We start from the raw sequence: 20,063 nt of genomic DNA on the forward strand, positions 1-20,063 counted from the left end.
AGGCCGGCCGGCCTCGCGCACCCCAGCAGCCGACGGCGCCGCTCGCGTCTGAGCCGCGCCGCGGACATCTCCGCGTGGTGTCCGGAGACGCCTGAGCGCTACCCTGGTGCGCGTGACGACACGCCCTGATCTCAGCACGCTCATCAAGTCCTACGACGTTCGCGGAATCGTGGGTGACACTCTCACCGACGACGTGGCTCGCGCCATCGGCGCAGCCTTCGCCGATGCGGTGGTGATCCCCGACGGCGAACGCGAGGTCGTCATCGGCCGCGACATGCGCGACTCGGGTCCGGGCCTCGTGGAGGCGGTGGGACGAGGGCTGCGTGATCGTGGCGTCGACGTCATCGACATCGGCCTGTGCTCGACGGATGGTCTCTATCACGCATCCGGTGCGCTTGAGCTTCCCGGCGTGATGGTGACCGCGTCCCACAACCCGGCGGCGTACAACGGCATGAAGCTGTGCCGCAGTCTCGCCCGCGCAGTGGGGGAGAACACCGGTCTCGGGGATGTGCGCGCTCTCGCGGCCGACTACTTGGCGGACGGCATCCCCGTCGCAGACGGCCGCGGCGAGGCGATCGACCGCGACATGCTGAGCGACTACTCGGCCTATCTGCGCTCGCTCGTAGACCTCAGCGAGATCCGACCGCTGCGTGTGGTGGTCGACGCCGCCAACGCGATGGGCGGCTACACGGTGCCCGCGGTGCTCGGTACCGGCGGAGGCCTGCCCGAGTTGCCGCTCGAGATCATCCCGCTGTATTTCGAGCTCGACGGCACGTTCCCGAACCACGAGGCGAACCCGCTGGACCCGGCCAACCTCGTTGACCTGCAGGCGGCGGTGCGCGAGCACCAGGCCGACATCGGTCTCGCGTTCGACGGTGATGCCGACCGCTGCTTCGCGGTGGACGAGCGCGGCCAGGTAGTGCCCGCATCGGCCATCACCGCCCTCGTGGGGCTGCGCGAGAGCGCGCGCGAACTCGCCGAGGGGCGGAGCCCCACGGTGATCTACAACCTGATCTCTTCGCGTGCCGTACCCGAGCAGCTCGCCGCGGCGGGCGCCACGCCTGTCCGCTCGCGCGTGGGCCACAGCTACATCAAGGCGGAGATGGCCCGCCTGGACGCGGTGTTCGGCGGGGAGCACTCGGCGCACTTCTACTTCCGTGACTTCTTCTTCGCGGACTCGGGGATGCTGGCAGCGATGCACGTGCTGGCGGCGCTCGGTACGCAGGATCGCCCCCTCTCGGGGCTGCTGGAGTCCCACAGCCCCTACGCGGCCTCCGGCGAGATCAACTCGACCGTGGAGGACGCCCCGGCCGCCATCGCCCGCGTGCAAGCCGTGTTCGACAGCGCGGACTTCGACGGCGAGTCGATCGAGGTCGACGAGATGGACGGCGTGACGCTGTCTCACTGGCATGCGGAGCCGCGATGGTGGATCAACATTCGCGCCTCCAACACAGAGCCGCTGCTGCGCCTGAACTGCGAGGCCGCCGACCGCGATGAGATGGAGCGGGTGCGCGACGCAGCGCTCGCTGCCATCCGCCATGCTTGACCTGCCGAGCCATACCGCCCATACCGAGGAGCAACACCTGTGACCCTGACCGACCACGTCATCGCCGACCTCTCCCTCGCAGAGTCGGGGCGCCACCAGATCCGTTTGGCCGAGGTGGAGATGCCGGGGCTCATCAAGCTCCGCGAGGAGTTCGGCGCCTCTCAGCCCCTTGCGGGCGCCCGGATCGCCGGTTCGCTCCACATGACCACCCAGACCGCAGTGCTCATCGAGACGCTGACCGCGCTCGGCGCCGACGTTCGGTGGGCATCGTGCAACGTGTTCTCGACGCAGGACGATGCCGCGGCCGCCGTCGTGGTGGGGCCGGGCACGTATTCCGCCCCGGCGGGCGTGCCGGTGTTCGCGGTGAAGGGCGAGTCGCTGCGCGACTACTGGGAGTACACCGACGCGATCCTCACCTGGGAGGGTCACGACGGGCCCACGCTGATCCTCGATGACGGTGGCGACGCCACCTTGCTGGTCCACGAGGGCGTCAGGGCCGAGCGCACCGGTGTGGTGCCGGCGCCGCTCGAGGAGGAGGATCCCGACTACAACGCTGAGGTCGAGTCGATGCGTCGCGTGCTGCGGCGCTCTCTTGAGGAGGACCCGCAACGCTTCACGCGCATGGCCGCCGGCATCGTCGGAGTCTCAGAGGAGACCACCACGGGAGTGCACCGGCTCGACCAGATGCACGCCCGCGGGGATCTCGCTTTCCCGGCGATCAATGTCAACGACTCGGTCACGAAGTCCAAGTTCGACAACCGCTACGGCATCCGTCACTCCCTCCCCGACGGCATCAACCGCGCCACCGACGTGCTGATCGGCGGCAAGGTGGTCTTCATCGCCGGCTATGGCGACGTGGGCAAGGGTGCGGCTGAGGCGCTGCGCGGCCAGGGTGCTCGCGTGGTGGTGAGCGAGGTCGATCCGATCTGTGCTCTGCAGGCTGTCATGGACGGCTACGAGGTGGTGCGCATCGAGGACGTCGTCGACCGGGCGGACTTCTTCATCTCCACGACCGGGAACAAGAACATCATTCGCGTCGAGCACATGGCAGCCATGAAGGACAAGGCGATCGTGGGCAACGTTGGCCACTTCGACAACGAGATCGACATCGCCGGCCTTGCGCGCTCCGGTGCCAAGCATCAGCCCATCAAGCCGCAGGTCGACGAATGGACCTTTGCGGACGGCCACAGCGTGATCGTGCTGTCCGAGGGGCGCCTGCTCAACCTCGGCAACGCCACCGGGCACCCGAGCTTCGTGATGAGCACGTCGTTCGCCAACCAGGTGCTCGCGCAGATCGAGCTCTGGACCAATCTTGATGCTTACCCGCTGGGCGTGCACCGTCTCCCGAAGGTGCTCGACGAGAAGGTGGCGAGGCTGCATCTCGATGCGCTCGGCGTACGACTGACGGAGCTCACCCTGGAGCAGGCCGACTACCTGGGACTTCCTCAGAACGGTCCGTTCAAGTCCGAGCACTATCGCTATTGACGCCGGGCGCCGTGCATGCGAGCGGCCGATGCGGTTGGCGGCTTCGCGCCGCCGGTCAGTTGACCGAGTCGGGGAGTCCGTAAGGCAGCTTGGCGGCCCGGGCCGACTCCCCGGCGGCACGCGCGCTGCGGCGCGCCTCGATCGCCGTCTCTCGCGAGCGGCGCTCGGCAAGGACCGCGGCGATCATGTGCTCGGGGTGGGTGCCGGCCGGGGGAGCCGGAGCGACGTACTCCGCGAGCCGCTCGGACAACGTGGCCGCCAGCCGGGCGCGTGAGCCGAGGTGCAGGTCGTGAGCGCGAGCAAGGAACATGCGGCACGTCAGTGCGAGCCCGTCAGGGAGCCGCCGGATGTCTGTGGTCGATGCCCATATGGCCAGGTGGGGTGGCATCTCGACCGGCGGCAGCGCTCGCTTTGCACCGCGCATGCGCATCGCGTAGGTGCCCGCCAGCATGTCACCGAGTCGCTTGGCGCGCGCGGACAGCACCGAGACAGTCATGGCCAGCATCCCGAGCGTGCCGAACATCTCGACCAGGCCCACGAGGGAGCGCGTGAATGCGTGGCGGAACGAGACCGGGCCGCCATCATCGCGAACGACCCGCAGGCCCACGGCGTAGCGACCCGGCGAGCGACCTCGCGTCAGAGTCTCGACGAGCGCGGGAACGAGCACGAGCATCACGACCGCGATCATGATCATGATCGCGCGCGCGAGCGCGGCGTTGAGCGGTGCTACAGCGCGCTCGATCGCGGCGATGGCGAGCAGCGCGGGCACTCCGTAGGCCAGCAGATCGACGAACCCTGACATCATGCGCATCGTCACAGAGGCGGCACCGGTGCTGAGCACCACGCCCTCCCCCGTGAGGATCTCATCGTCGATGTCGGTCATCGTGCACTCCTTGTTCGCCGCTCCTATGGCATCGTAGCGGCGTGGACATCGACGCTTTCTCTCAGGCTCGCGAGGCTCGTTGGGCCAGGCTCAAGGACCTGTCGCGCCGCCGGCGCCTCACCGGCGAGGAAGCCGACGAGCTGACCCGGCTGTACCAGTCCACGTCCGGAGACCTGTCGGCCATCCGCTCAGCCGCTCCCGAGCCGGGCCTGGTCACCAGGCTGTCCATCCTGCTCGCGGGCGCTCGCGTATGGCTGACCGGCGCGCACGAGGTGTCTACCCACGGCGTGCGCCACTACCTGACGCTCGGTCTCGCCGCGGCGTTCTATCGCGTGCGGTGGTGGGGAGCGGCAGTGCTGGTCGCGGTGGTCGCCCTGGGTGCGGTCACGGCCTGGTGGACGGTGACGCATCCGGAGGCGCTCGCTCTGATCGGCACACCCGAGGAACGCGCGGCCGTCGCCGAGCTCGAGTTCGCGAACTACTACTACGAGTACGACTCGGGGTCCTTCGCGGCCTCGGTGTGGACCAACAATGGCCTCATCGCGCTCCAGTGCATCGCCCTGGGGATCACCGGCGTGTTTCCGCTCATCCTGATGTACAACACGGTGATTCAGCTGGGGGTCGCCGCCGCGGTCATGGCCGAGGCCGGTCTGCTCGACATTTTCTTCCAGTTGATCATCCCGCACGGCCTTCTCGAGCTCAGCGCCGTGTTCGTCGCGACGGGAGCTGGCCTGAGGCTGTTCTGGACGATGCTCGTGCCCGGCCATCGGACCCGCGGAGAGGCGCTGGCGGAGGAGGGCAGGGTCGCGGTGAGCGTCGGGATCGGCCTGGTGGGCGTGCTGTTCCTGTCCGGCATCATCGAGGGGTTCGTGACCGGCTCGTACCTGCCGTGGCCGGTGAAGATCACGATCGGTGCTCTCGCGTTCGCGGCCTTCTGGCTCTACATCTTCGTCGTGGGACGCCACGCGGTGGACGCACGGGTGACGGGAGACTCCGAGGGCGACTTCGCCACGGATCGCGCGGCAGCCGTCGGCTGAGGCCCGCTCCTACAGCTTGCCGGAGGCCTTGAGGTCGAGGTAGCGGTCCGCGACCGCCGGGGCGAGATCGTCCGGCAGTGCGGTGAGCACGTCCGCTCCCAGTTCGCGCACACGTGCGGCAACGGCGTCCTGCTCGAGCGCTCCACGCGCAGCAGCCCCCGCAGCGTAGAGATCGTGGACGTCGTCGCGTCCCCGCTCGAGAGCGCGCACCTCCGGGTCATCCACCGAGGCGATCACCACGGCGTGGGTGTGCGCGATCGCGGCCACGGCGTCGAGCAGCCCGCCGTCGATCGCCGACGCATCGAGAGTGGTCATGAGTACCACGAGCGATCTTTGCGAGAGCCTGGACTGCACAAGCCGCGCGACCGCCGGCCAATCAGGCTCGACGAGAGCGGGCTCGACGGTCGCCAGCGCATCGGCCAGCGCGGGCATCATCGCGGGTCCGGACACGCCTATCGCGCGGGCGCGCTCGACCCGGTCGAAGGCGCTCACCTGGACGCGGTCGCCCGCCTTCGAGGCGAGCGCCGATAGCAGCAGCGCGGCCTCGATCGAGGCGTCGAGACGGGGAGCGTCTCCCACTCGCGCGGCGGACAGCCGGGACGTGTCAAGGACCGTCATGACACGGCGGTCTCGCTCGGGGCGATAGGTCTTGACGAGCACCTCGGCGCGGCGGGCACTCGCCCGCCAGTCGATCGTGCGGACATCGTCGCCGATGACGTACTCACGCAGCGAATCGAACTCCGAGCCGGCACCCTTTAGCTGCACGGCAGTCTGCCCGTCGATCTCGCGCAGGCGCGCGAGCCGGGACGGCAGGTGTTTGCGGGAGGCGAACTCGGGCAGCACGCGCAGGGTCGCCGGGGCCTCGATCGAACGCTGCCGGCCCGCGAGCCTCAGCGGCCCGGCGGTGCGCACCGTCACCAGGTCCGCGCGCCGGTCTCCCCGGCGCGTGGGGCGCATCGGCGTCACGAACACCGTCGACTCGCCAGCCGCGAGGCGCAGGCTGTGGCGGTTGCCCGTCGCTCCCGCCGAGGGTTGCCATGCATCGCGGACGGCCCCCGACACACGCCGGCTCCCCAGGTTCACGACCTCGAGTTCAACCGCAGTGGACTCGGTGAGGCGGACGGCGCGCGGTGCGGATCGGCGCACGCCGAGACTTCCTGGCTTCGGCGCGAGCGCCGCATCCAAGCAAGCCACGGCGATCACGCCGAGCACCCACACCCAAGCGAACGCGCGATCCTGCACCCACACCGCCGGCACAGCGCCGAGGGCGGTCAGCGCAACGGTCCATCCGGTGATGTACATGGTCAGCGCGGAACCGGGACGCTCGCCAGCACCGAGGCCAGGACGGCCGCCGTGGTGACTCCCTCGAGTTCCGCCTCGGCGCGCATCTGGATGCGGTGGCTGAGAGTCCATTCAGCGAGTGCCTTGATGTCGTCGGGCGTGACGAAGGTGCCACCCCGCATCCAGGCCCATGCCCGGGCGGTGCTGAGCAGGGCCGTCGCGCCGCGCGGGGAGACACCGAGCGCGACCGACGGGGCCTCGCGAGTGGCACGGCAGATGTCAACCACGTACCCGGCGACCTCGTCGGACACCGCCACCTTGGCGACTGCCTTGCGGCCGGCCTCAAGGTCGGCGATCGTCGCGACAGTGCGGACTCCTGCGGCCTCCAGATTGCGCGGATCGAAGCCGGCGGCGTGACGACGCAGCAGGTCGATCTCGGCCTCGCGCGCGGGCATCCGCACTGGCAATTTGAGGAGGAACCGGTCGAGCTGCGCCTCCGGGAGCGGGTAGGTGCCCTCGTACTCGACGGGGTTCTGAGTCGCGATCACGAGGAACGGATCGGGGAGCGGACGTGCTGTCCCGTCGACCGTCACCTGGCGCTCCTCCATCGATTCCAGCAGCGACGACTGAGTCTTCGGAGGAGTGCGGTTGATCTCGTCCGCGAGCAGCAGATTGGTGAACACGGGGCCCTCGCGGAAGGAGAACGCCGCGGTGCGCGCGTCGTAGACGAGCGAGCCCGTGACGTCTCCCGGCATCAGGTCCGGCGTGAACTGCACACGCTTCGAGTCCAGCCCCACCGTGCGTGCGAGCGTGCGGACCATGAGCGTCTTCGCCACACCGGGCACTCCTTCGAGCAGCACGTGCCCGCGGCACAGCAGCGCGATCACGAGCCCGGTGACCACCTGATCCTGTCCCACGACGGCGCGGCCGACCTCGGTACGGATGCGGGACAGCGACTCGCGGGCGTCGTCCGCGAGATCGCTTGCGCCCTCGGGGAGGGCGGCGGCGGGCTGCGGGTTGTCAGGGGTGTCGGTCACGGTCGGTGAACCTCACTTTCCAGGGTGTCGAGCTCTCGGATGATGCTCATCATGGTCGAATCGTCGGTGGGCGCGGGGCCATAGAGAATGCGCTCGACCTCGCGCTCGTCGCGGGATGCCGCGCGGGCGACCGCGGGGATGACCGCAGCCCTGCCCGCCGCGCGGGGCACGCCGAGGCGGCGCGCCATCCGCGCCGTCGCGGTCGCGCGCAGAGCGGCCGTGGCGCGCCCGCTGGCACGGGAGCGCCGGTACAAGCGCGCGCGCCCTCGCGTGGCCTCCGAGGCACGCACCACGACGGGGAGGGGTTCGCGGACGAGCGGACCGAAGCGGCGTGCCCGCCACCACGCCGCGATCAGCACCGTGAGGGCCAGCAAGTACACGGCGCTGCCGGTTCCCGGCGGCATGAAGTCCGGATTTGCCTCGACCTCGGTCGGAGGCACTGCTCCGTCAGAGCCCCCAGCACCGTCGCCGCCCTCCTGGCCCCACGTCAGCGTGGATGCGTCGAACAGGTCGCCCACGTACCACACGAGCGACTCGTGGCGCCCGAGCGCGCGCAGCGCGAGCGCGGCGTTGCCGTCCTCCGCGAGGTGTTCGTTGGTGACGAGGGGCCAGGACGGGATCAGTGTGACGCGCCGCCCCCCGTCGTCGACGACCGCGTAGGCGTGCGCCCCGTCGCTGTTCGCGAAGCACAGCGCGCCGCCCGAACCGGGGTCACCCGCGAGGCCTTCGTTCTCGACGCGCACCCGCTCGGCGGCGACCGCGTCAGGATCGTCGCACTGCGCGCCGACTGGTGCGGAGTCGAGCGACGGCTCGAGCGAGAGCGCGGGCGCGACCTTGTCGATCACCGCCTGCGACGGCTGAACTATCACGAGATCGCCCGGATACTCCAGAAGCGCGTCGACCTGATAGACGGCGAGCGGCTCCGAGTTCGCGATGACGAGCGTGGTGCTCTCCGGGTCCTCGATGCGGGCGTCGGCCATGGTGGACGCCTGACGCACGTCGACGCCTTGGCTGCGCAAGATCTGTGCGAGCGCCCGGGTGCCGCTGGGCGTGGAGTTGTCGGTGGACAGCGGCGTGTAGTCCTCGGGTCGTGACGTCCACACAAGGGTGACGATGAGGGCGACGAACAGCACGACCGCTATCACCACGATCGGGCGGCGCCGGGCGCGCGCCACGAAGGTGGCGCTGTCATCTGCGCGGTTCAGATCCCCGTGCGAGGGCGAGAGGTCCCCGCGCGGGTCGGCGATGGCGGCTGGGCTCATCTGGGAGCCACCGCCCGGCCTGCCTGCCGGTGGTCGGCCAGCGCTTCGCAGGTGGTGCGCGCGTGGCCGGCGTCGGTCGCGGTCAGCCCCCCCGATCCGTAACGAGCAAGATCAAAGCCCATCGCATCGGCCGCCACGTCACCCGCGAGTGCGGGCGCGGCTGACTCGATGCGAGTGGCTGCCTCGTGCGCGGTCACGCCGGGGGAGTCGCTGATCGCGCGGCGCTCCTCCATGAGCCGGACCGAAGCGCGGAACCACTCCATGGTCGCGAGGTCCCAGTCGCCCCCGCGCTCGGCCGCGGTGGCGGCGTCCCGGATTTGCTGTGAGGAGCGAGAGTCGTCATCGAACACGGCGCGGGTGGGATCGGTCCGTCGCGAGCGTCGCAGCGGGCCCAGCACGAGCCACACGATGACCGCCACCGCGGCGACCGCGAGCAGTACGAGAGCGATCGTGCCGAGGGGCCCGAGGCTTCCCCCGAGCGCCCCCACGCCGTCGAAGAGCTCCTGCACCCACCGTAGGAAGCTCTCGAACCACGTGGTGCCCTGGTCGCTGTACTCGGGCTTCGCGAGCTCATCGCGCGCCCACTCACGCGCCGTGTCAGCATCGGGCGTGACCGGAATCTCGAGGTGCATCTGTCAGCCCCGCGCCCGCTCCTCTGCTGCGCGCGCGAGGTCGAGGTCGAACCCCTCGTGACGCATCCGCAGGTCGATGTAGAGGAGCGCGAACACGGACCCGACGTACGAGTAGACCAGGACCAGAGACACGATGTAGGTGAGGCCGTAGACGACGAAGAACGCCACCATCAGCACCGCGACGTTCTCGGGCGCCACGAATGAGACGGCGATCGCCCCGAACTGCCCCACGTACTGCAGCACGCTCGACACGATGTTGATGAGCGCGGCGGCGACGAACAGGATCAGAACGCTCCACCAGAATCGGCCTCGGATCAGCCTGGCGAGCCGCCTCAGCGCCGCGACCATCGAGATTCCCTCGAGCACGATCATCGCGCGGGCGATTCCCTGGGCGAGCGTCACGAGCAGTCCCGCAGGTAGTAGCAGCAGCAAGAACAGCACCAGGCTCAGCGCCACGGCCCCGCCGCTCGGGTCGCCGGAGCCGAGCGAGACCAGCACCGGCGCAAAAACCGCGAGCAGGAGCAGGGTGAGTGCGGCAGCGCTGACCAGGTAGAGCAGTAGCAGCGAGCCCAGCCTGCGGCGCACCTGGCGCCATGCCACGGGGATGCCGATGCGCTCACCGAGGACCGCGCGGGCCACGCCTGGAGCGATGATCGAGCTCGAGAACACGTCCGCGAGCAACATCATCAGTACCGACACGAGCAGGAGGGCGACAGTTTGAGGGGAGATCCCCGACAGCGTGGGAGTCGAGTCCAGCAGCCCGAGCTGGGGATCCGTGAAGACCATCCAGAGCGCGACCAGCATGAGAATCGTCGACACGAGCGTGAACAGCAGGGGAGCGCCGAGCACCACCGCTCGGTTGTAGCGCATCGCCTTGAAGGGAACGGTGAGAAAGTCACCGAAGCTGAGCGGCCGCAGGGGGATGATTCCCGGCTGCCACGAGCGGAACGACGGAGCGGCCGCGAGTTGCTCGGGCGCCGGCCCTCTGCCTGCGGACGGAGCAGGCTGGGCGCGAGTGTCGGAGGCGGGTCCGGTGAACTCCGGCGTTGAAGGCTGACCGGCATGGCTTTGGGCCGGAGCACCCGGTGCCGTCCAGGCGTGGCTCGAGGGTGCGCCATTGACCTCGCTCGTCGCCTCGGGCGACGGCCACTGCGGTACCGCTGTATCGCCAGTGTCCTGCCGCGCGCGGCGATCGTCCTCGGTCATCAGGCCCCCTTCGTCGACTCGGACCATCCTGCCATGCGGCGCGCGCACGACGAGGACCCTCTCCCGCCTGCCGGGGCCCGCGTGGCAAGATGGCGTCATGACGGCACGCATCCTTGTGGTCGACGACGATCCCGCAGTCGCGGAGATGATCGGGATCGTCCTGCGCGGGGACGGGTTCGACCCGGTGTTCTGCGACCACGGCGACCACGCCGTCCAGGCTTTTCGGGATGAGAACCCCGAGGTGATCCTGCTCGATCTCATGCTGCCCGGCAGGAGCGGCATCGACATCTGCCGAGAGATTCGGGCCGAGTCGGGAGTGCCGATCATCATGCTCACTGCGAAGTCGGACACCGTCGACGTGGTGCTCGGACTCGAGTCCGGTGCCGACGACTACATCCCCAAGCCCTTCAAGCCGCGTGAGCTGATCGCGAGGGTGCGGGCCCGCCTGCGCCGCAATGACAACGCGGCGGCCGCGGTGGTCCGCATCGGGGACCTCGAGATCGACGTGACCGGTCATCGCGTGACCCGCGACGGCGATGTCATCCCCCTCACTCCCCTTGAGTTTGACGTCCTCGTCACGCTTGCCCGCTCTCCGGGTCAGGTGTTCACGCGGGAGGTGCTTCTCGAGGACGTGTGGGGATACCGTCACGCGGCCGACACCCGTCTGGTCAACGTGCACATCCAGCGGCTGCGCGCGAAGGTCGAGCACGACCCGGAGAATCCAGAGATTATCCAGACGGTGCGCGGAGTGGGCTACAAGGCCGGCGCCCACCAGGCGTGACGGTGGGAAAGTGAGGACGGGCTCGTGAGGGCCAGCGCGAATGCAGTCCGAGAGGCGCTTGCGGCGCCGCTGCGAGTGGCACTGCGGCGGTGGACGCGGTCCATGTCCCTGCGCGTGGTGCTCTCGACTCTCGTGGTCGGCATCGGCACGGTCGCCCTCCTGGGGGCATATGTCACCACCCAGATGCGCGACGGTCTGGTCGACAACCGAGTCGAGCGCGTGCTCGCGGAGAGCGCACGGGACGCCGCAACGGCGCAGGAGCGTGCGGGCAACTCCACCGCGGCCAATCCCCAGGACCTCCAGCAGTTCGTCTACGAGCTCACCGTCCAGTTGCGTGCTCTGGGCGGCGAGAGCCGCGGTCTGGTGATGTTGCGGAGTCCGGACAACACCTCGTCCGTACCCCTGACGACCGAGGAGTCCACGACGGACCTCCGTCAAGTGGTCTCGACCCAGATGCGCGCAGCGGTGGCCCTTGACGTGCCCCAACCCTGGCAGTTCGTGGCGCTGCCTGAGACTGGGGATCCCGGGGTCGTCGTCGGTTCGCCGCTGGAGATTCCCGCCGCAGGAGCATTCGAGCTCTACTTCGTCTATTCCCTTGCCGACGAGCAGGCAACGCTCGCGCTGATCCAACAGGTGCTCGCCCTGGGGGCTGCCGTCCTGGTCGCATTGGTGGTGGCGATGACGTGGTTCGTCACCGCGCAGGCCGTGCGTCCGGTGCGTCAGGCAGCGCGCGTCGCCTCGCGCCTCGCCGAGGGCCGGCTGTCCGAGCGCATGACCGTCCGCGGCCATGACGAGATCGCCACCCTCGCGCAGACCTTCAACGAGATGGCGGAGTCCCTTCAACGCCAGATCACCCGCATGGAGAACCTCTCGCGGCTGCAGCGGCGCTTCGTCTCGGACGTCTCGCACGAGCTGCGCACGCCGCTCACCACGATTCGCATGGCGTCAGACGTTCTCTACGATGCGCGGACCGAGTTCCCGCCCCACGTGGGCAGGTCCGCAGAGCTGCTGAGCACTCAGCTGGACCGGTTCGAGGCGCTGCTCAGCGATCTCCTCGAGATCTCGCGCATTGACGCCGGAGCGGCCCAACTCGAGTTCGAGGAGGTGGACCTGGCCGACGTGGTTCGCGATGAGGTCGAGGCGGTGCTGCCCATTGCGGCGGACATGGGCGTCGACATCCGGCTCTACCTCTCGTCCGGCTCGCACACGGCGTCGATCGACCGGCCACGCGTGGGGAGGATCATCCGCAACCTGTTGTCGAACGCGATCGAGCACAGTCAGGGCGGGCCTGTCGACGTGGCGGTGGGGGCGGACCGGCGCGGCGTCGCGGTCGTGGTGAGGGATTACGGTCTCGGGCTCACCTCGCACCAGGTGGCGCGAGTCTTCGATCGGTTCTGGCGTGCGGACTCGGCGCGCACGCGCACGATGGGCGGTACGGGCCTGGGCCTGTCGATCGCCCGCGAGGACGCGGTGCTGCACGAGGGACGACTCGAGGCGTGGGGGCAGCCAGGCAAGGGGGCGAGCTTCCGGCTCCTGCTGCCGCGCACCTCGGAGGGGCTGGGATCGAATGCGCCCCTCGCGCTCGTGATGCGCGAGGCCGACTTCGCGGCCGTGGGCGCGCGCGTGGAGCTCTCTTCTCCGCTCGTCACCCACGGCACGGACGGGTCGGGTCCCTGATGAGGAAGAACCGGCTCGCTGCACTGATGGTGGCCGTGGCCGTGGCGCTCACGGGCTGTGCCGCCATTCCCGACAGCGGTGACGTGGAGGAGGGCAACGCCGACGTGCTTCCCGTCGCGCCGCTGCAGCCGATCCAGGAGGGTCCGAACCCTTCGGACGACCCAGCTGCCATCGTGACGGGCTTCCTTCGCGAATCTGCCACGGGCGTCGCATCCGACTTCTCTGTGGCGCGAGAGTTCCTCACGGACGATGCGGCGGCGAGTTGGAATCCGGGCGCCCAGACCCTGGTCTACCGCTCGGGGGCCGTCACCCCCGAGTGGGACGAGGACACGAGTACGGTCGCCTACGAGTTGCCCCTTGCGTCGACCGTGGACTCGTCGGGAAGACGCGCGGACTCGCCCGACGGCACGATCGGGGATCTCGAGTTCACCGTGATGCAGGACGACCAGGGCCGCTGGCGCATCTCGGAGCTCGCTGACGGCGTGGTGATCTCACAAGCCAACTTCACCCGGTTCTTCCGCCCCGTCGATCTGGTGTTCGCCACTCCGGACCTCACGACTGCGGTGCCCGAGGTGCGATGGCTTCCGGACAACAACGTGGTCACCGCCGCGGCCCGTGAGCTCGTCGAAGGGCCCTCCACCTGGCTTGCCGATGCGGTCGTGACGGGCTTTCCAGATACGGCCGCGCTTGCCGTCGAATCGGTAGTCGTGACGAGCGGCGAGGCAGCTGTCGACCTCACCCCGCAGTCGGCGGGCACCCCAGAGCAGCGCGCCCTCGCCGCCGAACAGATGCGCGTCACCCTTGGCGGCCTGCCCAACGTGACCGAGGTGCAAGTACGGATCGGCGGGTTGCCTATCGCGACCGCCGAACCTGTCGAGCTCGCCTCCGCCCCGGTTCCCGAGGCGCGGGCTGCGGTATTCGCATCGGGCCGGCTCGGGACCTGGGATGGCGAGTCGCTGCTCGTCACTCCTGCCGAGGCGGGCGGCGTGGGCGACGGAGCGTACGGCCTTGCGCGCTCGTATGACGGCGAGCGCGTGGCCTGGGTGGAGGACGGCGCGCTGCTGACCAGCACGGTGCTGGGGCAGGATGCTGCGGCGCTCGTGTCGCCCGACGACCAGCCGGATCCTGTGGGCACGGTCGCTGCGACCGAGGTGTATGCGGGTGACGAGCTCGTGGGGCCCAGCTTCGACCGGCACGGTTTCGCGTGGACTGCGCCCTCGTCCGGCGCCGACGGATTGATCGCGGTGTCTCCCAGCGGCGAGCCCACCGTGCTCCCCAGCGAGTGGCTGCAGACACGGTCCGCGGTCGCGCTGTCGGTGTCCCGCGATGGCAGCATGCTCGCGATGGTGTCGCGCTCGGGCGGCCAGCCGGTGGTGGAGGTGGCCGCGATCGTCCGCGATGTCGCCGGCGTGCCGCTGGGGGTCGGTCAGCCCATCGCGATCGGCACCGGCGTGGGCGCGGGTGGGGACGTGGTGTGGCTCGATGACTCCACCGTCGCAGTGCTGGGCGAGGCCGAGGGTGGGGCGACGTCCCCGCTGTGGCTCGTGACAGTGGGCGGCGGGACCTCGGTGATCACCACGCTGCAGGAGCCCGTCGACATGTCGGTGCGCGTGGGTGAGGCATCGCTCGTCGTCGTCGGCGAGGACGGCCGTGTGGAGGAGCGGTCGGGATCGGCGTGGGCGGAGGTCCTCGACGGAGTGTCCGAGATCGCCTACTCGGGTTGACCGTTCCGTCCCCAGCTCCGAGTTCGCTTGCGCGGTTCACCGCGTGTGACGCAGGCGACGGCGGGACCGCTCGATGGTGGGCGAGCATCGCGGTTATGGGGTGGGTTCGAACACTGCGCATCGTGGCCGAGGATCTCGCGAGACTCGTGGTCCCCGTGGAATGCGCGGGGTGCGGCGAGGTGGATGTGCGGCTGTGCCCGGACTGCGCGGCGCCGTGGTGGGAGCGACCAGTACGAGTCGAGTCTGGCGCGCCCCGGCTCGACGTCGACGGATCGCCGGCCCTGCCTGTGTGGGCCGTCGCGGCACTGGACGGCGCGGCGGAGTCTGTGATGCGCGCATGGAAGGACGGATCGCGCCGAGATCTGGACCGTTGGCTCGCGGGCACCGTGCTCCTCGCGTCGCGGCGCATCGGCCCGGAGCTCCTCGGGCCCGACTTTGTCGGGTCGGTGCCGTCCGCTCTGGTGCCGGCGACCGTGACCGTGGTTCCTGCGCCCGCGCGCGCCGCGAGCACCCGACGCCGTGGCGTGGACCTCCCCGAGTTGCTCGCGCAGGGCGTGGCCGCAGGGCTCAGCGAGGGGGGAGTCTCCGCGGCGGTAACGAACGCGCTGCGCATCGGAGGGTCTGAGTCGCGCGGGAGGTCTGCCCGCGCCCGATGGCGAGGCGCACGGGGAGCGGTGACGGTGCGCAAGCGGGTCGTCGGTCCGGTGGTGCTAGTCGACGACGTCGTCACCACGGGCGCGACGCTCGCGGCGTGCTCGCAGGCGCTCGAGGACGCGGGCGCCACGGTGATCGGCGCGATCGCCGTCGCGGCCGCAGGCAATGCTCGCCACCGCGGGCCTGGACAGTTAAGGTGGGGTTCAGACGACGTTCACGTCGACACCTTCGATACCCGGGGAGGTGATGCCGCAGGCGCACAAGGCGCCGCCACCACGCCCCGGCCGCTTGGCCGCACACGCTGACACGAAGGAGTTGCACCATGGACATTGCGATCGTCGGACGCCACACGAAGGTCTCCGAAGACACGCGCTCGAAGATCTTCGAGAAGATGGAGAAGGTCGAGTCGCTCGCACCGCGAGCAACGCGTGCGGAGATCAACGTGGTGCACGAGCGGAACCCACGGCTGTCGGGGGAGCGTGAGAGGGTCGAGATCACCCTGCACGACCACGGCGTGATCCGGGCAGAAGCTTCCGCCGACGACCGCATCGTGGCACTCGACCAGGCCACGGCACGGATCGTCGAACAGCTGCGGCGTCAGCACGAGCGCCGCGCCAACCGCCACAAGGGCAAGCCGTCGCTTCACGCCGTGGTCGCCCAGGAGATGGCGGAGGCCGCACAGGCCGGCACGACGACGGAGCACGGTGCCCCGCGCGACGACGACGCCAGGGACGCTGACCGCGTCGAGAGCGTCGAGTCGTGGGAGGGCGCCCCGGAGGGGTCGACCGTCGAGGTGCCCATCGATGGCACGCCGATCGTGATCCGCTCGAAGACTCACAGCGCCGTGCCGATGACCGTCGCAGACGCCATCGACCAGATGGAGCTCGTGGGCCACGACTTCTACCTCTTCCTCGACTCCGACTCCGGGCTCGCCTCCGCTGTCTACCGTCGCCGCGGATGGACGTATGGAGTGATCCGCATCGAAGAGAAGGCGGACGACGCGGAGCTCGAGAGCGCCTGACCCACGGTCGTTGGTTGCGGGGCGCGCCTCGGGGACGGCCGGCCGGTAGTCTCCGAGCGTGCGCACCCGCGACTTTCTGCTCGTCGTCGTCGCCGCCACGCTATGGGGCACGGGTGGCGTGCTGGGAACGCTGCTCGCCGACGGCGGTGCGGTCCCCGCGGCCTCGGTCGCGATGTGGCGCATGGTCATCGCCGGCGGTGCGCTGACCCTGTGGCTCGGGGCGACACAGTCGCTCCACCTCAGGACGCTCACGGCGCCGATGTGGCGGCGGATTCTCGCCACCGCGGGCCTCGTCGCGGTGTTCGAGGTGCTGTACTTCTCCAGTATCGAACTGGCGGGGGTGGGCCTCGCGACGTTGGTGGCGATCGGATCGGCGCCTGCTTGGGTGGCGTCTTGGGACTGGTGGCGCCACGGAGACCGACCGTCGAGGCGCGGGATCCTCGCGCTGCTGATGGCCCTTGCAGGCCTCGCAGCGCTGCTCGGGTCCTCGCTGGACGCGGGCGACCGCGCGCTCGAAGGTGTGGCACTGGCGATCGCGACCGGTGTGGTCTTCGCGGGCGTGACCGTCGTGAACCGCACCCCGGTGGGCGGGCTCGGCGCCCCCCGGCTCACGGCGCTGGCCTTCAGCGTCGGCGGAGTGATGCTGGCGCCCGCGGCCGTGGTGCTGGGCTGGGCTGTTCCGGCCGGCACTGTGCCCTGGATCTACGCCGTCGCGCTCGGGGTGGCGGCCACCGCGCTCGCGTACCTCGCCTACCTGTCGGGACTGCGCACCGTGCCGCCCTTCGTGGCGACCGTGGTCGCGCTCCTCGAGCCGCTCGTCGCCGCGGCCCTGGGCGCGCTGCTGTTCGCCGAGCGCATCGGGCCCTGGGCCCTGCTCGGAGGCGCGGCCCTCGCATCGGCCGTCGTGTTGTTGCGCCCTCAGCGAGACGAACCGGCGAGCCTGCACTGACGCCCTACGATGGTTGACGGATCCGAACTGCTAGGAGAGCTACGTGTCAATTCTCGATCGCGTCGTCCGCATGGGCGAGGGCCGCGTACTGCGCCGTCTCGGCAGAATCGTCACTCTGACGAATGCCATGGAAGACGCCTACCAGGAGCTGTCGGACGACGAGCTGAAGGCGCTCACCGGCGAGTTCCGCACTCGCTACGAGGGCGGGGAGAGCCTTGACTCGATCATGCCGGAGGCCTTCGCGGCGGTTCGCGAGGCGTCTCGACGGACCTTGGGCCTGCGGCACTTCGACGTGCAGATCATGGGCGGCGGCGCACTGCACTTTGGTGACATCGCGGAGATGAAGACCGGTGAGGGCAAGACCCTGGTCGCGACCCTTCCCGCCTATCTCAATGCGCTCACCGGCCAAGGCGTCCACATCGTCACCGTGAACGACTACCTCGCGAGCTACCAGTCGGAGCTCATGGGCCGCGTGTTCCGGTTCCTCGGGATGGAGACCGGCTGCATCCTGTCCGGGATGTCGCCCCAGGACCGTAAGGCGCAGTACGCCGCTGACATCACGTACGGCACCAACAACGAGTTCGGCTTCGACCACCTGCGCGACAACATGGCGCTCGATCCCGGCCAGCTGGTCCACCGCGGCTATCACTACGCCATCGTCGACGAGGTCGACTCGATCCTCATCGACGAGGCCCGGACGCCGCTGATCATCTCCGGACCTTCGCAGGGCGACAATCTCAAGTGGTACACCGAGTTCACGCGCATCGCCAAGTCGCTCGTCATCGACGAGGACTATGAGGTCGAGGAGAAGAAGAAGGCTGTCGGCATGCTCGAGCCGGGCATCGACAAGGTCGAGCAGGCCCTCGGCATCGAGAACCTCTACGATCCGGCGAACACGCCTCTGATCGGCTTCCTCAACAACGCGGTCAAGGCCAAGGAGCTGTTCCGGCGCGACCGCGACTACGTGGTCCAGAACGGCGAGGTCGACATCGTCGACGAGCACACCGGCCGGCTGCTTCGGGGCCGCCGCTACTCCGAGGGTCTTCACCAGGCGATCGAGTCCAAGGAGGGCGTCGAGGTCAAGGCGGAGAACCAGACGTACGCGTCGATCACGCTCCAGAACTACTTCCGTCAGTACGACAAGCTCGCCGGCATGACCGGTACCGCCCAGACCGAGGCGTCCGAGCTGAACGCCACGTATGGCATGGGCGTGGTGCCCATCCCCACCAACATGCCGATGATCCGCGAGGACAAGGCGGACCTCCTGTACAAGACCGAGCAGGCCAAGTTCGACGCCGTCATCGAGGACATCCTCGAGCGGCACGAGAAGGGCCAGCCGGTGCTGGTGGGCACGGTGTCCGTCGAGAAGTCGGAGCGGCTGAGCGCGGAGCTGCGCAAGCATGGCATCGCGCACGAGGTGCTGAACGCCAAGCAGCACGAGCGCGAGGCGGCCGTCGTCGCCGAGGCCGGCCGGAAGGGTGCCGTCACCGTCGCCACCAACATGGCGGGACGCGGCACCGACATCATGCTGGGTGGCAACCCGGAGTTCCGGGCGGTCCAGGAGATGACCGAGCGGGGCCTCGATCCGCAGGAGCAGCCGGAAGAGTACGAGAGCGTGTGGGACGGCGTGCTCGAGCAGGCGCAGACTGCCGTCGCCGCCGAGCACGAGCAGGTGCTTGCTGCGGGCGGCCTCTACGTGCTGGGCACCGAGCGTCACGAGTCGCGGCGCATCGACAACCAGCTGCGCGGTCGCTCCGGCCGTCAGGGCGATCCCGGCGAGTCCAGGTTCTACCTGTCGCTCGAGGACGACCTCATGCGGATGTTCCAGTCCGGGCTCGCCGCGACGATGATGAACTCGTCGGCGCTGCCCGACGACATGCCGATCGAGTCCAAGGTGCTGACGCGCGGCGTGCGCTCGGCGCAGGCGCAGCTCGAGGGCCGCAACGCGGAGATCCGCAAGAACATCCTGAAGTACGACGACGTGATGAGCTCCCAGCGCAGCGTCATCTACTCCGAGCGCCGCCGCGTGCTCGACGGCGAGAACTTCCGCGACCAGGTGATGGCCTTTATCGAGGACGTGGTCGGCGCGTACGTGCGTTCCGCCACTCTCGTGGGCAATCCCGACGACTGGGATCTCGAGGCGCTGTGGAAGGACCTGCGCACGGTCTATCCCGTGTCGGTGACGGCAGAGGAGCTCACGGACGAGGCGGGCGGCACGAGCCTGCTCACGACTGCCTTCCTGCAGCGCGAACTTGTAGCCGACGCCAAGGTGCAGTACGAAGCCGTCGAGGAGCGCCTGGGCGCCGACCTCACGCGCACCGTCGAGCGCCAGGTCGTGATGCAGGTGCTGGACGCCAAGTGGCGCGAGCACCTGTACGAGATGGATTACCTCAAGGAGGGCATCGGCCTGCGTTCGATGGGGCAGCGTGACCCGCTCACCGAGTACCAGCGCGAGGGGTACCAGCTCTTCGAGGCGATGACCGACTCGATCAAGGAGCAGTCGCTGCAGGTGCTGTACCGCGTCGAGAAGCGACAGAAGCAGCCGGAAGGCGAGGTCAGCGGCGACTCGGCAGCGGCGACCGCCGGAGCGAATCCCAGTGCCGCTCAGGCGGCCGCTGGCGCGACGGCGGCGGGCAGCCCGACGGCGCCGCGCCGCGGGGGCACCGGTTCGGCCACCCCCGGCGCGATGATGCAGTCCAACATGGGGGCGCTGACCTACTCGGGGCCGTCGGAGGACGGCACCGGCGCGGTGAAGAAGTCAGGTCCTAAGGCGGGAGACAAGCCCTCCGACGACGGCGCTACCTTCCCCGGCACGCCCAAGAACGCCCAGTGCCCCTGCGGATCAGGCAAGAAGTACAAGATGTGCCACGGCAAGAACGAGGTCTAGC

At 69.4% G+C, this 20,063-nt stretch carries 17 protein-coding genes; 11 read left to right on the top strand and 6 right to left on the bottom strand.

Annotation, left to right across the window (positions count from 1 at the left end; translation table 11 throughout):
* From ACNI3K_RS05005 to ahcY, 3 genes are all read left to right on the top strand, one after another.
* On the top strand, window positions 1–95 hold a 95-nt coding region (locus tag ACNI3K_RS05005; protein WP_419391103.1), incomplete at its 5' end, for a hypothetical protein.
* 17 nt (window positions 96–112) lie between these two features.
* A complete protein-coding gene (locus ACNI3K_RS05010) occupies window positions 113–1,546 on the top strand; it encodes a phosphomannomutase/phosphoglucomutase (protein WP_419390747.1) in 1,434 nt (477 codons plus the stop codon).
* Window positions 1,547–1,585: 39 nt separating this feature from the next.
* Window positions 1,586–3,031 carry an adenosylhomocysteinase gene (gene ahcY, locus ACNI3K_RS05015; protein ID WP_419390748.1) on the top strand — a complete coding sequence of 482 codons (1,446 nt, stop codon included), beginning with the start codon at window positions 1,586–1,588 and terminating at the stop codon, window positions 3,029–3,031.
* A gap of 55 nt (window positions 3,032–3,086) precedes the next feature.
* On the opposite strand, the gene ACNI3K_RS05020 is transcribed toward ahcY, so the two are convergent.
* On the bottom strand, window positions 3,087–3,914 hold the full coding sequence (locus tag ACNI3K_RS05020; RefSeq protein ID WP_419390749.1) for an RDD family protein: 828 nt from the start codon (window positions 3,912–3,914) through the stop codon (window positions 3,087–3,089).
* A gap of 41 nt (window positions 3,915–3,955) precedes the next feature.
* Between ACNI3K_RS05020 and ACNI3K_RS05025 the strand changes: the two genes are divergently transcribed.
* Complete coding sequence (locus ACNI3K_RS05025) at window positions 3,956–4,951, top strand: stage II sporulation protein M (protein ID WP_419390750.1); 996 nt, start codon at window positions 3,956–3,958, stop codon at window positions 4,949–4,951.
* Window positions 4,952–4,960: 9 nt separating this feature from the next.
* Here the strand turns inward: ACNI3K_RS05025 and ACNI3K_RS05030 are convergent, their stop codons facing one another.
* From ACNI3K_RS05030 to ACNI3K_RS05050, 5 genes are read right to left on the bottom strand one after another with little or no spacing between them, the layout of a single operon-like run.
* Window positions 4,961–6,253, bottom strand: coding sequence for a DUF58 domain-containing protein (locus tag ACNI3K_RS05030; protein WP_419390751.1), 1,293 nt, complete (start codon window positions 6,251–6,253; stop codon window positions 4,961–4,963).
* A 2-nt stretch (window positions 6,254–6,255) separates the two neighbouring features.
* Complete coding sequence (locus ACNI3K_RS05035) at window positions 6,256–7,269, bottom strand: AAA family ATPase (protein WP_518486590.1); 1,014 nt, start codon at window positions 7,267–7,269, stop codon at window positions 6,256–6,258.
* Window positions 7,266–8,531 (bottom strand): DUF4350 domain-containing protein, encoded by a 1,266-nt coding sequence (locus ACNI3K_RS05040; RefSeq protein WP_419390752.1) that lies wholly within the window; start codon window positions 8,529–8,531, stop codon window positions 7,266–7,268. Before ACNI3K_RS05040 ends, ACNI3K_RS05035 begins: the two co-directional genes overlap by 4 nt.
* Window positions 8,528–9,163, bottom strand: a complete 636-nt coding sequence (locus ACNI3K_RS05045; RefSeq protein WP_419390753.1) for a DUF4129 domain-containing protein — start codon at window positions 9,161–9,163, stop codon at window positions 8,528–8,530. Before ACNI3K_RS05045 ends, ACNI3K_RS05040 begins: the two co-directional genes overlap by 4 nt.
* A 3-nt stretch (window positions 9,164–9,166) precedes the next feature.
* On the bottom strand, window positions 9,167–10,369 hold the full coding sequence (locus ACNI3K_RS05050) for a hypothetical protein (RefSeq protein ID WP_419390754.1): 1,203 nt from the start codon (window positions 10,367–10,369) through the stop codon (window positions 9,167–9,169).
* A gap of 97 nt (window positions 10,370–10,466) precedes the next feature.
* Between ACNI3K_RS05050 and mtrA the strand changes: the two genes are divergently transcribed.
* The 7 genes from mtrA (at window position 10,467) to secA (ending at window position 20,062) form a co-directional block, all read left to right on the top strand.
* On the top strand, window positions 10,467–11,150 hold the full coding sequence (mtrA, locus tag ACNI3K_RS05055) for an MtrAB system response regulator MtrA (protein WP_419390755.1): 684 nt from the start codon (window positions 10,467–10,469) through the stop codon (window positions 11,148–11,150).
* A 24-nt stretch (window positions 11,151–11,174) separates the two neighbouring features.
* Window positions 11,175–12,827, top strand: coding sequence for an MtrAB system histidine kinase MtrB (gene mtrB / locus ACNI3K_RS05060; RefSeq protein WP_419390756.1), 1,653 nt, complete (start codon window positions 11,175–11,177; stop codon window positions 12,825–12,827).
* Complete coding sequence (locus ACNI3K_RS05065; RefSeq protein ID WP_419390757.1) at window positions 12,827–14,551, top strand: LpqB family beta-propeller domain-containing protein; 1,725 nt, start codon at window positions 12,827–12,829, stop codon at window positions 14,549–14,551. The genes mtrB and ACNI3K_RS05065 overlap by 1 nt, the downstream gene beginning before the upstream one ends.
* 122 nt (window positions 14,552–14,673) lie before the next feature.
* A complete protein-coding gene (locus ACNI3K_RS05070; RefSeq protein WP_419390758.1) occupies window positions 14,674–15,510 on the top strand; it encodes a ComF family protein in 837 nt (278 codons plus the stop codon).
* Between the two features lie 17 nt (window positions 15,511–15,527).
* A complete protein-coding gene (hpf, locus tag ACNI3K_RS05075) occupies window positions 15,528–16,226 on the top strand; it encodes a ribosome hibernation-promoting factor, HPF/YfiA family (RefSeq protein ID WP_419390759.1) in 699 nt (232 codons plus the stop codon).
* 58 nt (window positions 16,227–16,284) lie between these two features.
* Window positions 16,285–17,175, top strand: coding sequence for a DMT family transporter (locus tag ACNI3K_RS05080; RefSeq protein WP_419390760.1), 891 nt, complete (start codon window positions 16,285–16,287; stop codon window positions 17,173–17,175).
* A gap of 43 nt (window positions 17,176–17,218) precedes the next feature.
* Window positions 17,219–20,062 (top strand): preprotein translocase subunit SecA, encoded by a 2,844-nt coding sequence (gene secA / locus ACNI3K_RS05085; protein ID WP_419390761.1) that lies wholly within the window; start codon window positions 17,219–17,221, stop codon window positions 20,060–20,062.
* The last annotated feature ends 1 nt before the right edge of the window (window position 20,063 follow it).

Origin of the sequence: Demequina ureilytica (genome assembly GCF_048553575.1) — a bacterium.
In the GTDB taxonomy this organism is placed as follows: Bacteria; Actinomycetota; Actinomycetes; order Actinomycetales; family Demequinaceae; genus Demequina.

Bases quoted from the DNA above. Each gene is read 5' to 3' on its own strand.
- ACNI3K_RS05020 (WP_419390749.1), bottom strand. From the start codon at position 3,914: ATGACCGACATCGACGATGAGATCCTCACGGGGGAGGGCGTGGTGCTC.
- ACNI3K_RS05030 (WP_419390751.1), bottom strand. From the start codon at position 6,253: ATGTACATCACCGGATGGACCGTTGCGCTGACCGCCCTCGGCGCTGTG.
- ACNI3K_RS05040 (WP_419390752.1), bottom strand. From the start codon at position 8,531: ATGAGCCCAGCCGCCATCGCCGACCCGCGCGGGGACCTCTCGCCCTCG.
- ACNI3K_RS05045 (WP_419390753.1), bottom strand. From the start codon at position 9,163: ATGCACCTCGAGATTCCGGTCACGCCCGATGCTGACACGGCGCGTGAG.
- ACNI3K_RS05050 (WP_419390754.1), bottom strand. From the start codon at position 10,369: ATGACCGAGGACGATCGCCGCGCGCGGCAGGACACTGGCGATACAGCG.
- mtrA (WP_419390755.1), top strand. From the start codon at position 10,467: ATGACGGCACGCATCCTTGTGGTCGACGACGATCCCGCAGTCGCGGAG.
- ACNI3K_RS05065 (WP_419390757.1), top strand. From the start codon at position 12,827: ATGAGGAAGAACCGGCTCGCTGCACTGATGGTGGCCGTGGCCGTGGCG.
- hpf (WP_419390759.1), top strand. From the start codon at position 15,528: ATGGACATTGCGATCGTCGGACGCCACACGAAGGTCTCCGAAGACACG.